Source organism: Streptococcus suis (assembly GCF_019794555.1).
Classification (GTDB): Bacteria; Bacillota; Bacilli; order Lactobacillales; family Streptococcaceae; genus Streptococcus; species Streptococcus suis_AB.
Genome location: NZ_JAIMEP010000011.1, coordinates 1 through 16,837, shown reverse-complemented (window position 1 = coordinate 16,837; position 16,837 = coordinate 1). Strand labels below are relative to the sequence as shown.

Below are 16,837 nucleotides of genomic sequence, written 5' to 3'. Positions count from 1 at the left end.
AAAAATAGTAGTCTTCATTAACTATATAAAATTGCTGAAAAAAGACTACCTAGAAATTCTAATTATTTTTCGTTTTTCCTTGATGTTCTAATGAATACATTGAGATGTCATCACCAAGTTTAACCATATTTGCTAATCGAATTCCTCTCCATTTTTCAAAATGAAAAAGAGAATTAACAACTGACCAGTATAACTTTTTCTTAAAAGAATAATCTTTATCTTTTAATATTTTAGGCAAATCTTTTAGTGTTGCTTTCAAACTTTGACGGGTTACATACCACAAACTCATTCTTGACTCTGGAGCACCACTATTCAAACGAACATTGTATGTTTCATCAAAAATACGTTTTTTATAATCTTTCAAGAAAACATCATTCGAATGTTCAACAATAGCTCTACCATTATATGCTTTGTAATATCCAGCATCAATTATATCTTTTCCATATTCATAATCTTCGGAATATTTAACTGGTTTATAACCAATCTCATTCACCAAAAAAAGACGGGGTGCTGCCGAGCATACATCACTATAGAAGGACTCCTTAGTATATGTTCCAATCTGTTCTGAAATTGTTCTTGTCCAAACTGTCACTGCATCTTCTATTCCTTGCTCATTGAATACTGCATTAATATCATACTTCATAGCAGGAAAACAATAATCTCGAGGCTTCTGGCGCGCAAGTACGGCAACAATCTTTTCACTAATTTCAAAAGGTTTCAGCATTTCTGTTAACCAATTTTGATTGTATGGGACAGCATCTTGACTAAGATACACCATATACTCTCCATCTGATATTTCAGCAGCCAATTGACGTGTTCCACCGTGTGAATACTCGCTTTTATCAATTTCTTTCAACGTAAGATTATTGTACTTATCATGAAATTTACGAATAATCTTGACAGAATTATCACTTGAACCAGAATCAATTATGAGAACATTCCATTCAAAATCTGTTTTTTGATTATAAAGAGCAGTTAAAGTTTCTTCTAAATGGTCGTTTTCCCCATTATATACTGGAATAAATACCGTTGCTTTAATTTGGTTAGCCATTTATAACCTCTCTACGAATAATTTTTTCCACTTTTTTATAACTTTCATCCCATGATAAACCAGTATACTTATTACTCATTTGCTCAGCATGTTCATTAATATCACTTCTTTCAACAGCTTCACATAACTTATTTGCTAATGATACTGGATATGCTTCAGTATAAAGGATGTCATCAATATTTCCTAGTACCATACGGTTATTATCTCCATCATTCATAACTGGAACACATCCTGCGACTAAAAGTTCCAAAGGAAGTAATGATACATTTGTTAGTGAAAGAACTAAACACGCTACGCTTTCATGGTATACTTCCGCTAGCTGATCTTTATTTAGAATGCCACGGTCAGTAAATTCAAATGGAATATCGTAATTTGACATGTCCTGACCGAAAAATTCAATATCATAATCAGGATGTTTTTCTTTAAAAATCTTTAACGCCATAACACCGATTTCAAAACCACGTCGTTCAGTATGAGCTCTAGCATAGAAAGATATTTTCTTTTTCTTCACAATTGGAGCTTTAGGTTTATATATATCACTATCTGCACCAAAGTCAAAATAATCGGCTTGCATTCCATATTGACTTACTTTTTCTACAAGCCACCTTCCTGCAGTTATTCCATAAAAACCAAATTTATAGGTTGCTTCAGCTAGCATATATCTAGATCCAACCCCAAAGAAAATCGGCTCGAAATCTTGTACAAAATAGAATTTATGCAATTGATCATCATGTAAATTGAAAACAGCATAAGCAGTTTCCCAACTCGTTGCAAATACTACATCCTGATTTTTGAAGTCATCTAGTTCTTCTACATCAACATCTATACCATAAGAACGTGAAAAAATCTGCTGTGCTTCACCAGCTGATTGCGGAATGGTATTATTGTGATAAATATAGAAAGTAATATGGTGACCTTGACTCTGTAAATACTTCACAAATCGTGAAATAGTCGTATGACCACCTCCACCAGGTCCGACTGGAGGAGAAACCCAAGCAATATTTAATTTATCTTTTGATAGTTTTTCAGGTTTAATATAGGGATGATGAATATAATCAGCCTTAGCTAAATCAGAAAATTGTGGCATCTGGGGAAGTTCATCCATATTTATTTTGGAAGGCGAGTTAACCACAACTTGGTTTTGTCCCAAAAGGTGAGCTTTGATTTTTCGCACGGTTGCTTTAGTTCCTTCTTGACGATAAGTACGAATGGTACTATGGATCAATTTCTTCATTTTTTCTCCTTTCGACCTGTTCTCCATTTAAAATAATTCCATTTGATAATAAATTTTAGCGCTTTAAATGGAACAATAAATAGATTTATAATATTACTATTATTAAGGTCCGACATATTAATATAAAAATCTGGATAAACCGGAATTTTTACTTCTTTTATGACTTCAACTTTTACTTCTTTTATGACTTCAATTTCTTTTATAGTCTCAACTTCTTGATAAACTTTTTGTCGGTTTAATACTTTGTTATCAATAAATGAAGGTAATGATTTTGTATTTTCAATTACTCTAAAATCAAATCCTTTATCCCAAGCGAGGTATATAACAAGTCGATCTATTAGACTCAATAGTTTATTTCTTTTATAGTAGTCATCTTTAATAAGTTGACTAACAGGAATTTTAAGTAAATGAGACAATACATCACGCTTTAGCCAAACAGCTCCACCATAAGGCATAACAAAACTATCAAAAGCGGAAAAATCAATTTTTTTTCTTTCAGATACTTCACTCCACACTTGATTCAATTCTTTCGAAAGCTTATTTTCCATATCAGCGTCAACTAAACGTTGGAATCTGAACGAGGTTGGAATATCTGGAAGTACCACACCTATGTTATTATTGTTTAAAAATTCGAAAAGTATGCTATCGGTTTTTGTAAACATCATCTCAGATAGTTCAGTATAAAATGAACGCCCACTATAAAAATCATCAGAATCAATTATAAAACTATTCAAAAATCCAATATAGTCATAACTACTAATGATATCTCTTATTTGATAAAGAGGGGAGAAAGCAAAAGTTGACTTTTCAACAATGAAAACTTGTGCCTCTATTTTTAATTTTTCCAATTCTAGACGAATACTTTTTTCCATTTTTTCAGTTTCGACAGAAATAATTAAATTAAAAATTTTCAATAATTCGGTTAACTTATCAATAATTACGTTAAAGGCCCATAAATCAGTAAGATGTAAAATTACCGCTCCATTAAAATGTTCATCATAGTTGAACAATACAGTTTCCTTTTTTAATAATTTTTGACTTAGTTTAAAAACTGAATCAGGGTAATAAATCTGTGTTAGATGGTCAAGAATTAAGTCTGTCGGATAATTTGACTGCTTTTTTATTTCTTCTAAAATTGATGGTGCAATAGGCTGATGCAACTCAAAAAGTTTAACTTTTAAGAGAGGTATTCTTTTTTCTAATAGTTCTTTAGGATGATCCAATGAGAAATTTAGCTTCCCTTTATTCTCTATTTTAGTTGTATCTAAAATAGAACGATACCTAAAACCATCATTTAACAATAAATTTGTTAGTTGTGTTTCATAATGATCAATAACATTTTGAACATCTGAAAAATTTACAACATTTTTCATAAAATGCAGGAATATATCTGAATTAATAACAGATTTTTTAAAAACCATGAAATATGATTGTAAATGTTCAGGAATATACGGTTCACTATTTGGGACCTCTGAATGATTTGTCATCCCCCAAAAATCAACATCCTTTTGTTGCTCAAAATACTGGTAGTAACTTTCAACATCCCAAATTGGACCAAAGCAAGTATCGTTCATGAATGTGATTGAATCGAACTCAAGAATTTCCTGACAATCCAGGCAAAAAAGGCCATCTCTCCAAGCTGCAAAATCGAATCCAATATTTTCACGAATAATAGGATTTGAAATATTAAATTTGGTTTGTAAATGTTCAATTATAGATATACTTAATTGACTATTGCTAACAAAAACAGTTCTATCAAAAAGGGGTGTAATCTCACGTAATTGATAATCGACATATTCACTGTAATCATTATATTTATTATAGTGAACATATACTAATAGCCTACTCATTTAACACCTCGGACTCCATATTTTATATTATTTTAAAGGTTCCCTGTCGTTCAAGAATTCCATCAGCAGAATCCACCAATGATAAATCAGTTTGATCAATTTTTCGAACTATTGTTACAATCGGCGACTCATCTAATGGCGTGACCGCTAATATTTCAGATGCTCTATTCTTCACTACCATCACCATTCTCACCTTAATACTATTAAAGTAATCAAGGCAACATTCATAACTAAATGTTTTTTTACCAACCCCTGTAGTAGAAAGATACATAGAGTTGTCATTGTATAAGGGTTGTCCGGTGTCCAAGTCAAAGAATGTGAATGCTAAATATGTATCGTCATCGACTAATTGATCATAACTGATTTCGAATTTTATAGTATCATCTGGTTGATAAATTTTATCTTGAAGCAATACCGCTTTTAAATTTTGAATTCTATGGTTCGTCTCAAGCTCATTTTTTGAAGGTGTTTCCTCTTCAGAACTGGAGTTAGTCGGCGTGTTCGTATGAGTATTATCCAATTGGTATTGCCCAGCTACGTCAAAAGGTTCTCCATAAGCTTTTACCAAACCATTCTCAATAAGCACGGCTTTGTTACAATATTTCTTAACCGCACTCATATCATGAGTTACAAGGATTGTAGTTTTTCCCGATTTTTTCCTTTCCATAAAGTAGTCATTACATTTTCTTTGGAAAGCTTCATCACCAACAGCTAGCACTTCATCAAGGATGAGTACGTCACCTTGAGCCTTAATCGCAACAGAGAAAGCCAAACGAACTTGCATACCACTAGAATAGTTCTTCAATTTCTGATTCATGAATTCACCAAGTTCAGCAAAATCAACGATATCATCATACATATCGTCAATTTCCTTTTGAGTAAACCCTAACATGGCACCGTTCAAATATACATTTTCTTTTCCTGTTAATTCTGGGTTAAAACCTACACCAAGTTCGATAAATGAAACTAACTTCCCGTTTACAGTTGCTTTTCCCTGCTCTGGAACATAAATTTGAGAAATTATTTTAAGCAGTGTTGATTTACCTGAACCATTCCGTCCAACAATTCCGAAAAAGTCACCTTCTTCTACTTCAAAATTGATATCTCTTAGTACATGCTGCTCTTTATAGCCTTTGATCCCTTTAAATCGATTCACAAGAGCTGTTCGAAGGCTTTGAGTACTCTCGGTTGGTAATTTGAAATATTTTGAAACATGTTCAACTTTTACTGCAATATTTTTTGTCATTAAAGAATCTCCGCAAAACGTTTAGAATTTTTCCTAAAGATAAATAGACCAATCCCAAAAATTAAAAATGGAATGATATAAGGCACTAACGCAATCAACTTATTGCCAATTAAGTCCCAGCCTCTTAGATTGCCACTATATACTATAAAGTGTCGAATATCTTGAACTATTTGAGCTAATGGATTAAGCATAAGAAACTTAGCAACCTGTTCCTGTCCTCTATCTAAAAGGTAAGTCAATGAATAAATAATTGGTGTTGCATACATACCAGCTTGCATAATAACTTCCCAAATCGGACCGATATCACGATATTTAACAAATAAACTAGATAAAATAAATGCAATCCCAGTAGCTAATAAAACCAATTCTAAGAATAGAGGTATCAAAACCAAGAAATTTACATTAGGATAAATGCCATTAACAATTGAAAAAGCTAAAACAACAATTAAGTTAATACTATAGTTAATCGCTGCTCCTGCGACAGAAGAAATAACAATAATTTCTTTCGGAAAACTTAATTTCCTAATTAAATCTCCACGTGAAACAATGGATAACATTCCCATATTAGTTGCTTCGGCAAAAAAGTTCCAATTAACCATCGCAAACAGGACACCTACTGCAGCATGTGGAGTTCCATCATCAATTCTTAAAAAGCGAATAAAAACGAGATACATTATTGTGAACAATAACATAGGTTTCAAAATCGACCAAAGGTGACCAATTAAAGAACCTTGGTAACGTAATTTAAAATCTGTTTTAATCATCTCTCTTAAGAGTATTTGATTTTCTTTGTTTAATAAATTCATAACTATTCCTTATATGCAATTTTTGTCACAATCAGTGTTGTGAATACTAATGTATGGAAGGTTTTGTTTTTTCTCAATCCATATTTTCTCAAAATCCTGAAGCGTTCAAGCATTGGTTTATCCATAATGGTTACAAATGCTTCAATTAACTCTCTATTTGACTGAGAGAGAGGCATTTGTAGTAAATGACGGGCTTGTTTTTGACTATTTTTAATCAAGTCCCAATAAACCGCAAATAAAATGTGAGGACGAATCCATTTTTTAAAGCGTTTTGAGAGAGTTCGAGCCCCTAAAACATTATCAGAATGCTGGCGGTACAGTTCCCCTGGTTGATCAATAAACACCAAATTTCCAAAGGCTGAAGCAAGTAAGGCTAAGTACCAATCGTGCATGAGTATATCATCCGTCTCTTGCCACATTTCAGCCAGAGTATGATTGATCATGGCAACCCCACCTGTTACCGTGTTTTCGGTCAACTCTTGAACTAATTCAGTATTAGCATGATGAGATTGAGATTTAACCATGCTTTCAGTCATAATCTCTAAATCTTGATTGACCACTTTTAAATCCATATAAACCATTAAGGGAAGTTCAGCTGGATTGTTGTGGGCTTCCTTTAGACTGAGTTCCAATTTATTTGGCAACCAAACATCATCCTGATCACTAAAAAAATAAAAGTCAGCCCTATCATGGTTCACTAGTTTGTGAAAACTTTTTATAACTCCAAGATTGTCACTCTTATCACTATCAATAAGATGAATTCGACTATCTTGACGCTCAAAACCCTTAAGGATTTCTTTTGTATTGTCACTGGAACCATCATCACGGATGAAGAGAGTCCAGTCTGTGTATGACTGTTCTTGAATAGAACGAATTTGCTCAGCCAAGAACCGTTGACCATTATAGGTCGACATCAAAATATTGACTTTCATCGTAAAAATAATTCCTCGTACTCACGTGCGATTTTTTCCCATGTATAGGCATCTTGCATGTGTTGTTTTGCAGCTTTTCCAAGCTCAATGGATTCCGCTTGTCCATCTATTTGATCAATCAAATGAGCCAAATCTCCTCCATCTTTACTCCAATAACGAGCACCTTGCAGGGCAACTTTTTTATTAAAATCAACACCCAAAACCAAATTTTCATTGGTTTGTGCCAAGGCCTCGAGTAGACCAGGATTTGTTCCACCTACTTCATGTCCATGGATATAGGCACGACACTCCTGTCGAAGATACTTAAGTAGTTCTTGATCGTACACTGTTCCAACAAATTTGATACGTGGATCAGATGCAAAATCTGTCTCTTCTTTGAGCTGTTGGAAATAAGCAGAGCCTTCATGATTGGCTACAATGACCAAATCGCGTTTTGTCTTGCTGGCCATAAATTCCTTGATAGCTGTTACATAATTATTTTCTGGAACAAAGCGACCAACTATCAGGTAATATTCTTTCTCTTTTATTTCCCACTTTTCAAAATAGTGACGAACCTTCTCTGATTCGTTCGTCAGAGTTGTCGATGTTAAATCTGTACCATATGCTATAAAAGTTGTATTTGTAGCCGAGTATTCAGACTGAAGGTAATCTTCGATACCTTCATTGTCAGCGACAATCAAATCCGCATAATAGACCATCATTTTCTCAGAAAATTTTAGATAATGTTGAACTGGTTTAGCCCATTTTGCACGTTTCCACTCCAAACCATCCGGATTGACAAGTAAAGTACCACCAACAGAGTGAATCATTTTTGCAAAAGGTACTATGAAGCCACCTATGGTATTTCCCAAGATATAGAAAATAGGTCGCTCTATCTGCTGTTCCTTAATGATTTTAAGGGCATATGAAATTGCCATCATATCATAAGCAATCACGCGAGCTGGTCCAAATTTTGGTGGATTAATGGTAAAGCAATCTGCCCCCAGGTAGGTTGAATGTTGATGATGACTTGTATCAGACAAGCACGCTACATGATACTGAATCTCCTCAGATTCCTGATGGCTGACCAATTGTTGGACAAAGGTCTCAAAGCCACCATATTTCGCTGGCAGTCCACGACTACCGATAATAAAAACGTGTTTCATGAATCCTCTCCATCAAATAGCAGTTCTTTTCATTATACCATTTTTTAGATTAATTTTCTCAATTCTACCTGTTGTTTTGCAGAATGTAAGGTTTAAATATATCATTATATATTCTATGCATTTACAGTTATGAAAAACCTATGTCACTTTCACAGTATAGTGGCTAATCAAAAAAAGATTCTAGTAGGACTTGACTACCTTCTAGAATCTTTTTGTACAGTTGAAACTTTTAGGATTAAGCTAATATACATCAATCATACTGATATAATCTATATCTCTGTATTAATGATATTAGTTTTTCAGCATATATTGGATCCGTTGCATAACCTGAAGCTTGGAGATTGCTTACCGCTGATTGGTAATCCTTCGCTTCTAAAAATTTAGCATAGTTTTTTGTTCTCCATGGAGTTGATGTAAAAAAGTTACCATAGTCAGTTATGCTTTCAAAAATTGTTTTGTAGGCACGGAATTTTCTTTCAACAGTCACCGTTTTACCATTCCCAACTTCTTTTGTGGAAACGGTGTAACTATTACCATTCCAAGTCGTATCAGCCTTAATCCCAAATATATTATTGGCATTCGTAGCTAATTGAGATGTTCCCCAAGCACTTTCTAAAATTGTTTGAGCTAACATGACACTCGTAACAATCCCTTTTTTCTGCGAAACTTGCTGAACTGTTGGTAAAATCTTATCAAAGAATTGCTTCTGAGCAGTTGTCATCTGAACAAGCCCTGATTCTGCAGTATTACTATTAGTAGTACCAGCACTTCTCAATTGTGTTTGACTTGCTTGCTCAGATTTTACCACTTTCCCCCGACAGCACCATACCAATTGTCAATTCCCTCAGCTAGAGCTTTAGCTAATTTTGTATGATAAGAATCTTGTTTTATCGTTTGTAATTCAGTAGGATTATCCATAAATCCTAATTCAACTAAAATAGCAGGAATAGCTGTTTCGCGTAGAACTGCGAAGGTCTCTCTCCGAACTCCCCGGTTAACTGCTCCTGTCTCGCTAATCAAACTGGATTGAACTTGTTTAGCAAGTATTTCACTCTCTGCTAAACGAGTTGGGTCATTGTGTTTATCTTTGTTTATCTTAGGTTGATACTCCGGATCATATTGATACCAATAGGTTTCAATTCCACTAGTTTTTGTTGTACCAAGTCCAGTAGCATTAAAGTGAATACTAATAAATAAGTCAGCATTACTTTGATTAGCCATTCGAGAGCGCTCAGTTTTGAAATCAACATTATAATCTGCTGTACGGGTCATTAAAACCTGATAACCCATTTGAATCAAATTGTTTTTCAATTTGTTGGCAACAGACATGGCTAAATTTTTCTCCTGAATTCCACCATATGTTGCGCCTGGATCTACACCACCATGTCCTGGGTCAATGTAGATTGTATAAGAACGAGATGATGGCAGATTCACAACAGTAGAATCTATATAATCTTTGTAATCAGCATATACGAAGTAAACAGAGACTTGATATTTACCATTAAAATTATTATGATTCTTTTTATCCACTTTAACAAAGTAACTTCCATCATTTTGTATTGTAGCAAAATACGACTTTTTATTACTGCCGTTTGATTGATTTGAAACAACTACTTCGACTCCAGTTAAGGTCGGAGAAGCAACTATATTTGACACTTTTAGACTGAAAGTTCCACTTTTTGCATCTAAAGATGAGACAGAAAGGTTCCCTGAGGATTTCGAGGATGCTAATTTAGTAATAGTTTCTCCCGCAAATGTTAAGTTACCTTTAGTATCACGATAATAGACGTGAATATTGTAAGTTCCTGTTTCAAATTTATGTTGATTTTTATTTACAGTAATCAGATAACTTCCATCAGACTGACGACTGGCTTCATACCACTTGATATCATCCTGACCTCCAGACTCTGTCCAAGTTGGAATAAGAACCTGACTTAATGTATTGGGCGCAATTATATCCGTAATTCGAACTTTAAAACTCCCCTTAATTTCGTCTTTTTCTACAATTGAAATATTGCCATAACTTTTTGACTCAGGTAAATTTAAGACAGTTTCGTCAACATAGGATAAATTTCCATCTTGACCTCGATAATATACATGAATATTATATTTACCTGTTTGGTTTTTATGTTGCGCTTTATTAACTCTTACGAGATAACTACCGTCTGTTTGTCGTCTACCTTCATACCACTTGATATCATCCTGACCTCCAGACTCTGTCCAAATTGGAACTAAAACCTGATTCAAACCTTTAGGAGATCCTACATTTGTAATCTTTACACTAAAACTACCATCCTGAGCATTTATATCAGACACTGAGACTTTACCCGATAATTTTTGACTTGGTAAATTTACTACAGTCTCTGTTACATATTGCAAAACACCATCATTGTTTTTATAATACAAATGTAAATTGTAGTTGCCTGTTTCGAATTTATGATTTGAATTATTTACATTGATATGATAACTACCATCCGACTGACGAAGTGCCTCATACCATTTAATGTCATCCTGACCTCCAGACTCTGTCCAAGTCGGAATAAGTACCTTATTCACACTTTTTGGCAACGAAATATTTTTAACACGGATCTTAAAACTGCCATTTTTTGAATCCACGTCAGAAACAACCAAAGTTCCTGAGACTTTATTAGCAGGTAACTGAGCAACAGTTTCAGCTATGTATACTAAATTTCCATCACCATCTCGATAATATAAGTGTAAATTGTAATCACCAAGGCCATCTTTATGATTTCTTTTATTTACTGTCAATTTATAACTTCCATCAGATTGACGACTGGCTTCATACCATTTAATATCATCCTGCCCCCCTGATTCTGTCCATGTAGGAACATATACCTTGTCCAAACCGCGCGGTGCCGATACATTTGTGATGTTTACATCAAAAGTTCCAGATGTTGCATTTACATTAGAAACAGAAATTGATCCTTCAACTTTTACATCTATTGACAGTTCATCCAAATAAACCATCTTACCATTACGGTTTGCGTAAGTATGAATCTGATATTTACCGTAGTCACGATGCTTTCTCAAGTCTGCATAAGCTGCACCAGTTTGGTCTGCATTATACCAAATAATGTCATCTTGAGAATTTTTTTCTGACCAAACTGCAAATTTAATAACTTCACCATTGTTAATCGGACGAGTATACTTAATTTCTAGCAGTTGGTCTTTTTGGACAACTTTAGTAACTGTCGAATCAGCCGAAGATGAACTAGTGTTTGTTTGGGCCGACGATTGTGAAGACGTACTTGAGCTTGTTGCAACTCTCATAAGTGACGCAGATCGCAACTGTGTACCAATAGAACTTGAAGACTGAACACTGCTCGGTTCCGCCTGATATGAGCCGTCTGAAACAGTATTAGCAATCTTCTTTGCCAAAGAATCATTGGATGATATTACCTCTTCAGAAGGATTAGTCGATACCTCTGTTAGCGTTGTGCTACTTACTTCTGTTGATGATGAAGTCGTTGTAGAACTTGAATCACTGGTTTCATTAGAGTCATTAGTAGATGTCGAAGATGTTGAATCCACAGTCTGTGCTGTTGCTGATGTTTCAATTGTGTTTACATCGCTTGAACTCTGTTGTGTTTCAGCTTCTTTTGACCAGGTGAAATGATAGTCACTCATAGCATGTGAACTGCCATCCACCAGATTGACAACCAAAGCCAAAGTAAATGCCTGGTCTTCATCAGAAAAACTTGTTCGGTCTAAATAAGCAACATATTGCCCCTGAGCATCAATAGTAAATGCTACTGCTTTACCAGCATTTGATGCCGATTTAAATTGACCTGTGACGCCAACAATTTCTCCAGTGACGTTAGAAAGAACTGCTTTCATTTGGCCAGCTTCTTCAACAACAGACAATTGGCCACCTGTATTAGGAAGACTAGGCACACTAACTAACTGACTGGGAGCCTCTAAACTATCCGCTTGCACAACATAACCGCTCAAAGTCATTGCACATACAGATAAAAAGAATATTGTTCTCTTTTTCACATTTTCCTCCTCAATATAGTTACTAAAATAATAGACTCAACTGCATTTTACGATTTATCTTAAACATATATTAAAAATACAATCTGCAACTTAAATTATAGCATAGATTTCAAAATATGAACAAAATTCTTCAAATTTTTCTTATTTTCATTCGGAAAAACATATCCAAAGACTGATCACCTTCATATATTGTACAGAAAAAACGATTCCCAGATTTTTGAGAATCGCCAAAATAATTTGAATTAATTAATCGACTACAATTTCTACTGTTTCCCTTGCTTATAAAACTCTTCCAAGGCTTCTTGCCATGTCGGGATGACAAATCCTGTCGCCTTTGCCTTATCCAAGCTCATGGTTGAGTTGAAAGGACGCTTAGCCTTGGCTGGGAACTGGCTAGAATCCACTGGCAATACCTTAGTGTTGGTATCCTTGAGGATCTCTGTCGCAAAGTCAAACCAAGTCGTATCTTCTGCCGCATCGTTTGACAAATGATAGTAGCCAAATGCTTGCTTAGTGTCCACTAAGTATACCATAAATTCTGCAAGAGTACGTGTCCAGGTTGGACGGCCATGTTGGTCATTGACTACTGTTAATGTGTCTCGTGTCGCGGCCAGGTTTTGCATGGTGAAAACAAAGTTTTTGCCATAGTTACCAAAGACCCAAGCCGTACGAACAGTGTAGAACTTGTCTGCAAACTTCTCAACTGCTTCCTCACCCAAGCGCTTGGTACGACCGTATTCAGATTGAGGATCTGGTTGATCATCTACTTGCCATTCTTGACCTACCGGCAACTCACCGTTGAAGACATAGTCTGTTGAGATATAGACAAGGGTCGCACCGTATTTAGCTGCTGCCTTGGCAACATTCTCAGAGCCTGTTACATTAATCTTGTAGTTTAGCTCCTTGCCTTCATCTTCAGCCATATCAACTGCTGTATAAGCAGCACAGTGGTATACAACCGTTGGCTTTACTTCCGCAAAGAAGGCATCAACCTTTTCCGCATCCGTTATGTCCATTTCTGCTACGTCAGCGGCAACATACTCAACACCACGCTCATCCAAGAGATAACGCAATTCTGTACCCAACTGACCATTTGCACCTGTTATTAAAATCATGTCTACTCCTTATTTTAAGAAAGGCTTGGACAAAAGCCCAGCCTTCCATTTCTTATTTAAGCACTTCTTGTGTCTTCGCATAGTTAGCTTCTACAGCTTCTTTTTCAGCCTTCCACCAGTCTTGGTTATCTGTATACCACTTGATTGTTTCTTCTAAACCTTCAGAGAAGTTAGTAAACTGTGGTGTCCAACCAAGCTCATCGCGAAGTTTGCTTGCGTCAATAGCATAGCGCAAATCGTGTCCTGCACGGTCAGTCACGTGGTCGTAAGCATCTTTTGGTTGACCCATTTTTTCAAGAATCAATTCAAGCACTTCTTTGTTGTTCTTCTCACCGTCAGCACCGATTAGGTAAGTTTCACCCATACGGCCTTTCGTCAAGATAGCCCAAACACCAGTCGAGTGGTCGTTGGTATGAATCCAGTCACGGACGTTTTTACCTTCACCATAAAGTTTTGGCTTGATACCTGCCAAGATATTAGTAATTTGGCGTGGGATAAATTTCTCGATGTGTTGGTATGGACCGTAGTTGTTTGAACAGTTGGAAATCGTTGCTTTAACACCAAATGAACGCACCCATGCTTTAACAATCAAGTCTGATGCAGCCTTGGTTGATGAATAAGGAGATGAAGGGTTGTATTTTGTTTCAGATGTGAATTTCTCACCTGGACCTTCCCCATGACCAGGTAAGTCTTCGCGCAATGGAAGATCACCATATACTTCATCAGTCGATACATGGTGGAAACGGATGTCGTATTTACGAGCCGCTTCAAGAAGAGTATAAGTACCGATAAAGTTAGTATGGATGAATGGACTTGGATCATTGAGCGAATTGTCGTTATGGCTTTCTGCCGCATAGTGAACAATGGCGTCTGCCTTAGCAGCCAATTTGTCAACCAATTCAGCATCTGCAATATCACCAACAACAAGCTCAACTCGGTCACCAAGGATAGCTTCAATATTAGCCTTATTTCCTGCATAGGTTAATTTATCCAACACAGTCACGTGGACTTCTGGATGATTGTTATAAACATAGTGTACGAAGTTGGAACCGATGAAACCAGCTCCACCAGTTACGATAATATTTTTAAATTGAGACATTTTTTTCTCCGAATTTTTTCTTATTTTGATAGTTTCCTTAGGTAGTGGGGACGCCAGCAAACCTTCGGTTTCATGGCTAAATTTTGAACCTAAGGTTTCAAAATTTCCCTGCAAGATTACGTAAAACGTAATCTTGCTTTCACTACCGCGGAAACTATCGCTATTGGCTCGCTTTGCTCGCCCTCTTGCATTACAAGACTACTTCAATACTTCTTCCAAGTAAGCAATCTTGGTAAAGTCTTTTTGATTGTTATTTTCTGCTCGGTAGGAATCTTTTGAAGAGGCTTGATAGATTTTCAGGTATTGTTCAAGTGTCGGTAGGTAATAGCGAACACCTGCTGTTTCTAGTTCTTCCAAATCTTCTAGCTCTACACCAGCAAATTCAGGCAGTGAATGTAGGCCTCCGAATTCAACAGATAAGCCATCTTTATGAAATTCATGTTCATGACGGTCAACCAGGACATATCCTAGTTGGTTCATCATAGAAATCAAGGCGTCCGCCTGATAAATCCGTTCATCGTCTGGGGCTTCCCAGCCACGTGGATCACTAGGAACATGAATATCAAGGTCCCTTGCCTGCCAATCTCGTCCTGTCCGCCTTTCCAAACCAACTGAGCCCATTAACAAGGGAGTGATTCCTAACTTGTTTAACTGCTCTGCTATTTCCAAAAAGGCTTCAAACATTAGAGGTCCTCTTTTCTCAAAGGCTTGACGTCCTTGAGGAGTGGGTGGTTTTTATCTGCTTCTGAGACTTCTGCTTCTTCTAGGTTTTCCCACTTGATGTCGAGACTAGGGTCTGCGTAATTGACAAAGGCATACTTCGGTTTGAGTTCCAATGCCCAATAGTCATTAACCAAGTAACTGTATGATACAAAGTCTGATAAGACTTGGAAACCATTGGCTACGCCACGTGGAACAAAGATCCCTTTAGAAGCATCTATAACGGTTTGGTAGGTATTCCCAAAAGTCTCACCCTCTCGAAGATCGACCCAAGTTCCCAAGACCTTACCACCGTCCGCCACAGAGATGTATTTATCCCAAGGCTCAGCGTGAAGACCACGAAGAACGTTTTTGCGGGAGAAGGAAACATTATTTTGTAATTTTCCTTCTGCAAAGAAGCTTTCTGGGAAGCCGAGTGGCAACATTTTTTCCTTTTGGAAGTTCTCCTTGAACCAGCCACGGTTGTCGCCATGAACTGGAATGTCAAATTCTAACATCCCTGGAATGCCTTCAACTGGACGGGCTGCGAGTGTTTTACCGAAAAAGTTTTCTGTCATTAAGCTTCTCCAATCAAACGGAGCAAGTATTGTCCGTATTCATTTTTCTTAAGTGGCTGTGCCAATTCGTACACTTGTTCTTTTGTGATGTAGCCCATGCGGTAGGCAATTTCTTCCAAGTTTGCTACTTGAACGTTTTGCAAACGTTGAACTGTTTCGATGTATTGAGCTGCTTCTAAGAGACTTTCATGTGTACCAGTGTCCAACCATGCAAAACCACGTCCCATCAATTCAACTGATAAATCACCGCGATCTAAGTAAGCCTTGTTTACATCAGTGATTTCCAATTCACCGCGAGGAGATGGTTTTATATTTTTCGCAATCTCAACGACATCATTGTCATAGAAATACAAACCCGTAACCGCAAAATTTGATTTTGGATTCTCTGGTTTTTCTTCGATAGAGATAGCATTCATATCTGCGTCAAACTCAACAACACCAAAGCGTTCTGGGTCTTTTACTTGGTAACCGAAGACAGTCGCTCCCTTTTCTTTGCTTGCAGCACGTTGCAACATCTTAGTCAAGCCATTTCCATGGTAAATGTTATCCCCTAAGATAAGCGCCACATGGTCATCACCGATGAATTCTTCACCGATAATGAAGGCTTGTGCAAGTCCGTCTGGACTTGGTTGTTCTGCATAAGAGAGAGAAATTCCCAATTCAGAACCATCACCAAGCATGTCTTTGAAACGTGGTAGATCCTGAGGAGTAGAAATAATTAAGATTTCTTTAATCCCAGCCAACATGAGTGTTGACAATGGGTAATAAATCATTGGTTTGTCATAAATCGGCATCAGCTGCTTAGAAGCTGCGCGTGTCAATGGGTAGAGACGAGTCCCAGACCCACCTGCCAGAATAATACCTTTCATATAAGAGTACCTTCCATCAATTAATATCAGTTCATTATACCATATTTTTCATCATACTGTCATAAGAAAAAAGCCTGAGTTTGTGTCAAGTTTCTCTCGGAAAGTTTCTCAAAGTCCTAGATCCATTTCTTGAGTTGACCAATTGGAGTGCTGGTGGCACCGTTCAAAGTAATACTTGCCCGAGGTACTCTATGTG

General features: G+C 36.5%; 14 protein-coding genes. All 14 read right to left on the bottom strand.

The window, feature by feature from the left end; all coding sequences use genetic code 11:
* Positions 1 to 58 precede the first annotated feature (58 nt).
* Complete coding sequence (locus K6V48_RS06185; RefSeq protein WP_172016249.1) at positions 59 to 1,051, bottom strand: glycosyltransferase family 2 protein; 993 nt, start codon at positions 1,049 to 1,051, stop codon at positions 59 to 61.
* Positions 1,044 to 2,276: a rhamnosyltransferase WsaF family glycosyltransferase gene (locus tag K6V48_RS06180; RefSeq protein ID WP_222368597.1), complete on the bottom strand. Its 1,233-nt coding sequence runs from the start codon at positions 2,274 to 2,276 to the stop codon at positions 1,044 to 1,046. Before K6V48_RS06180 ends, K6V48_RS06185 begins: the two co-directional genes overlap by 8 nt.
* A 5-nt stretch (positions 2,277 to 2,281) precedes the next feature.
* Positions 2,282 to 4,135 (bottom strand): rhamnan synthesis F family protein, encoded by a 1,854-nt coding sequence (locus tag K6V48_RS06175; protein WP_222368558.1) that lies wholly within the window; start codon positions 4,133 to 4,135, stop codon positions 2,282 to 2,284.
* A gap of 22 nt (positions 4,136 to 4,157) precedes the next feature.
* A complete protein-coding gene (locus K6V48_RS06170) occupies positions 4,158 to 5,381 on the bottom strand; it encodes an ABC transporter ATP-binding protein (protein ID WP_024403829.1) in 1,224 nt (407 codons plus the stop codon).
* Positions 5,381 to 6,187, bottom strand: coding sequence for an ABC transporter permease (locus tag K6V48_RS06165; protein ID WP_172019566.1), 807 nt, complete (start codon positions 6,185 to 6,187; stop codon positions 5,381 to 5,383). Before K6V48_RS06165 ends, K6V48_RS06170 begins: the two co-directional genes overlap by 1 nt.
* A gap of 2 nt (positions 6,188 to 6,189) precedes the next feature.
* A complete protein-coding gene (locus K6V48_RS06160) occupies positions 6,190 to 7,119 on the bottom strand; it encodes a glycosyltransferase family 2 protein (RefSeq protein WP_172104010.1) in 930 nt (309 codons plus the stop codon).
* Positions 7,116 to 8,264, bottom strand: a complete 1,149-nt coding sequence (cps2T, locus tag K6V48_RS06155) for a beta 1-4 rhamnosyltransferase Cps2T (RefSeq protein WP_172019568.1) — start codon at positions 8,262 to 8,264, stop codon at positions 7,116 to 7,118. Before cps2T ends, K6V48_RS06160 begins: the two co-directional genes overlap by 4 nt.
* Positions 8,265 to 8,514: 250 nt before the next feature.
* Positions 8,515 to 9,072, bottom strand: coding sequence for a glycoside hydrolase family 73 protein (locus K6V48_RS06150; protein WP_315863156.1), 558 nt, complete (start codon positions 9,070 to 9,072; stop codon positions 8,515 to 8,517).
* Positions 9,066 to 12,281: a GBS Bsp-like repeat-containing protein gene (locus K6V48_RS06145; protein ID WP_315863155.1), complete on the bottom strand. Its 3,216-nt coding sequence runs from the start codon at positions 12,279 to 12,281 to the stop codon at positions 9,066 to 9,068. Before K6V48_RS06145 ends, K6V48_RS06150 begins: the two co-directional genes overlap by 7 nt.
* Before the next feature lie 263 nt (positions 12,282 to 12,544).
* A complete protein-coding gene (rfbD, locus tag K6V48_RS06140; RefSeq protein WP_222368556.1) occupies positions 12,545 to 13,396 on the bottom strand; it encodes a dTDP-4-dehydrorhamnose reductase in 852 nt (283 codons plus the stop codon).
* Positions 13,397 to 13,448: 52 nt separating this feature from the next.
* Positions 13,449 to 14,495, bottom strand: coding sequence for a dTDP-glucose 4,6-dehydratase (rfbB, locus tag K6V48_RS06135; RefSeq protein WP_105126637.1), 1,047 nt, complete (start codon positions 14,493 to 14,495; stop codon positions 13,449 to 13,451).
* A 198-nt stretch (positions 14,496 to 14,693) separates the two neighbouring features.
* The gene (locus K6V48_RS06130; protein WP_222368554.1) at positions 14,694 to 15,179 is read right to left on the bottom strand and encodes a phosphoribosylanthranilate isomerase; all 486 of its coding nucleotides are present in this window, start codon (positions 15,177 to 15,179) and stop codon (positions 14,694 to 14,696) included.
* The gene (locus K6V48_RS06125; RefSeq protein WP_105126639.1) at positions 15,179 to 15,772 is read right to left on the bottom strand and encodes a dTDP-4-dehydrorhamnose 3,5-epimerase family protein; all 594 of its coding nucleotides are present in this window, start codon (positions 15,770 to 15,772) and stop codon (positions 15,179 to 15,181) included. The genes K6V48_RS06130 and K6V48_RS06125 overlap by 1 nt, the downstream gene beginning before the upstream one ends.
* Complete coding sequence (gene rfbA, locus K6V48_RS06120; RefSeq protein ID WP_024392067.1) at positions 15,772 to 16,641, bottom strand: glucose-1-phosphate thymidylyltransferase RfbA; 870 nt, start codon at positions 16,639 to 16,641, stop codon at positions 15,772 to 15,774. The genes K6V48_RS06125 and rfbA overlap by 1 nt, the downstream gene beginning before the upstream one ends.
* Between the last annotated feature and the right edge of the window lie 196 nt (positions 16,642 to 16,837).

Excerpts from the sequence above, each read along its gene's own strand:
- rfbA (WP_024392067.1), bottom strand. The coding sequence starts at position 16,641 with ATGAAAGGTATTATTCTGGCAGGTGGGTCTGGGACTCGTCTCTACCCA.
- K6V48_RS06170 (WP_024403829.1), bottom strand. The coding sequence starts at position 5,381 with ATGACAAAAAATATTGCAGTAAAAGTTGAACATGTTTCAAAATATTTC.
- rfbB (WP_105126637.1), bottom strand. The coding sequence starts at position 14,495 with ATGTCTCAATTTAAAAATATTATCGTAACTGGTGGAGCTGGTTTCATC.
- K6V48_RS06160 (WP_172104010.1), bottom strand. The coding sequence starts at position 7,119 with ATGAAAGTCAATATTTTGATGTCGACCTATAATGGTCAACGGTTCTTG.
- rfbD (WP_222368556.1), bottom strand. The coding sequence starts at position 13,396 with ATGATTTTAATAACAGGTGCAAATGGTCAGTTGGGTACAGAATTGCGT.
- K6V48_RS06125 (WP_105126639.1), bottom strand. The coding sequence starts at position 15,772 with ATGACAGAAAACTTTTTCGGTAAAACACTCGCAGCCCGTCCAGTTGAA.
- cps2T (WP_172019568.1), bottom strand. The coding sequence starts at position 8,264 with ATGAAACACGTTTTTATTATCGGTAGTCGTGGACTGCCAGCGAAATAT.
- K6V48_RS06130 (WP_222368554.1), bottom strand. The coding sequence starts at position 15,179 with ATGTTTGAAGCCTTTTTGGAAATAGCAGAGCAGTTAAACAAGTTAGGA.
- K6V48_RS06185 (WP_172016249.1), bottom strand. The coding sequence starts at position 1,051 with ATGGCTAACCAAATTAAAGCAACGGTATTTATTCCAGTATATAATGGG.
- K6V48_RS06165 (WP_172019566.1), bottom strand. The coding sequence starts at position 6,187 with ATGAATTTATTAAACAAAGAAAATCAAATACTCTTAAGAGAGATGATT.
- K6V48_RS06175 (WP_222368558.1), bottom strand. The coding sequence starts at position 4,135 with ATGAGTAGGCTATTAGTATATGTTCACTATAATAAATATAATGATTAC.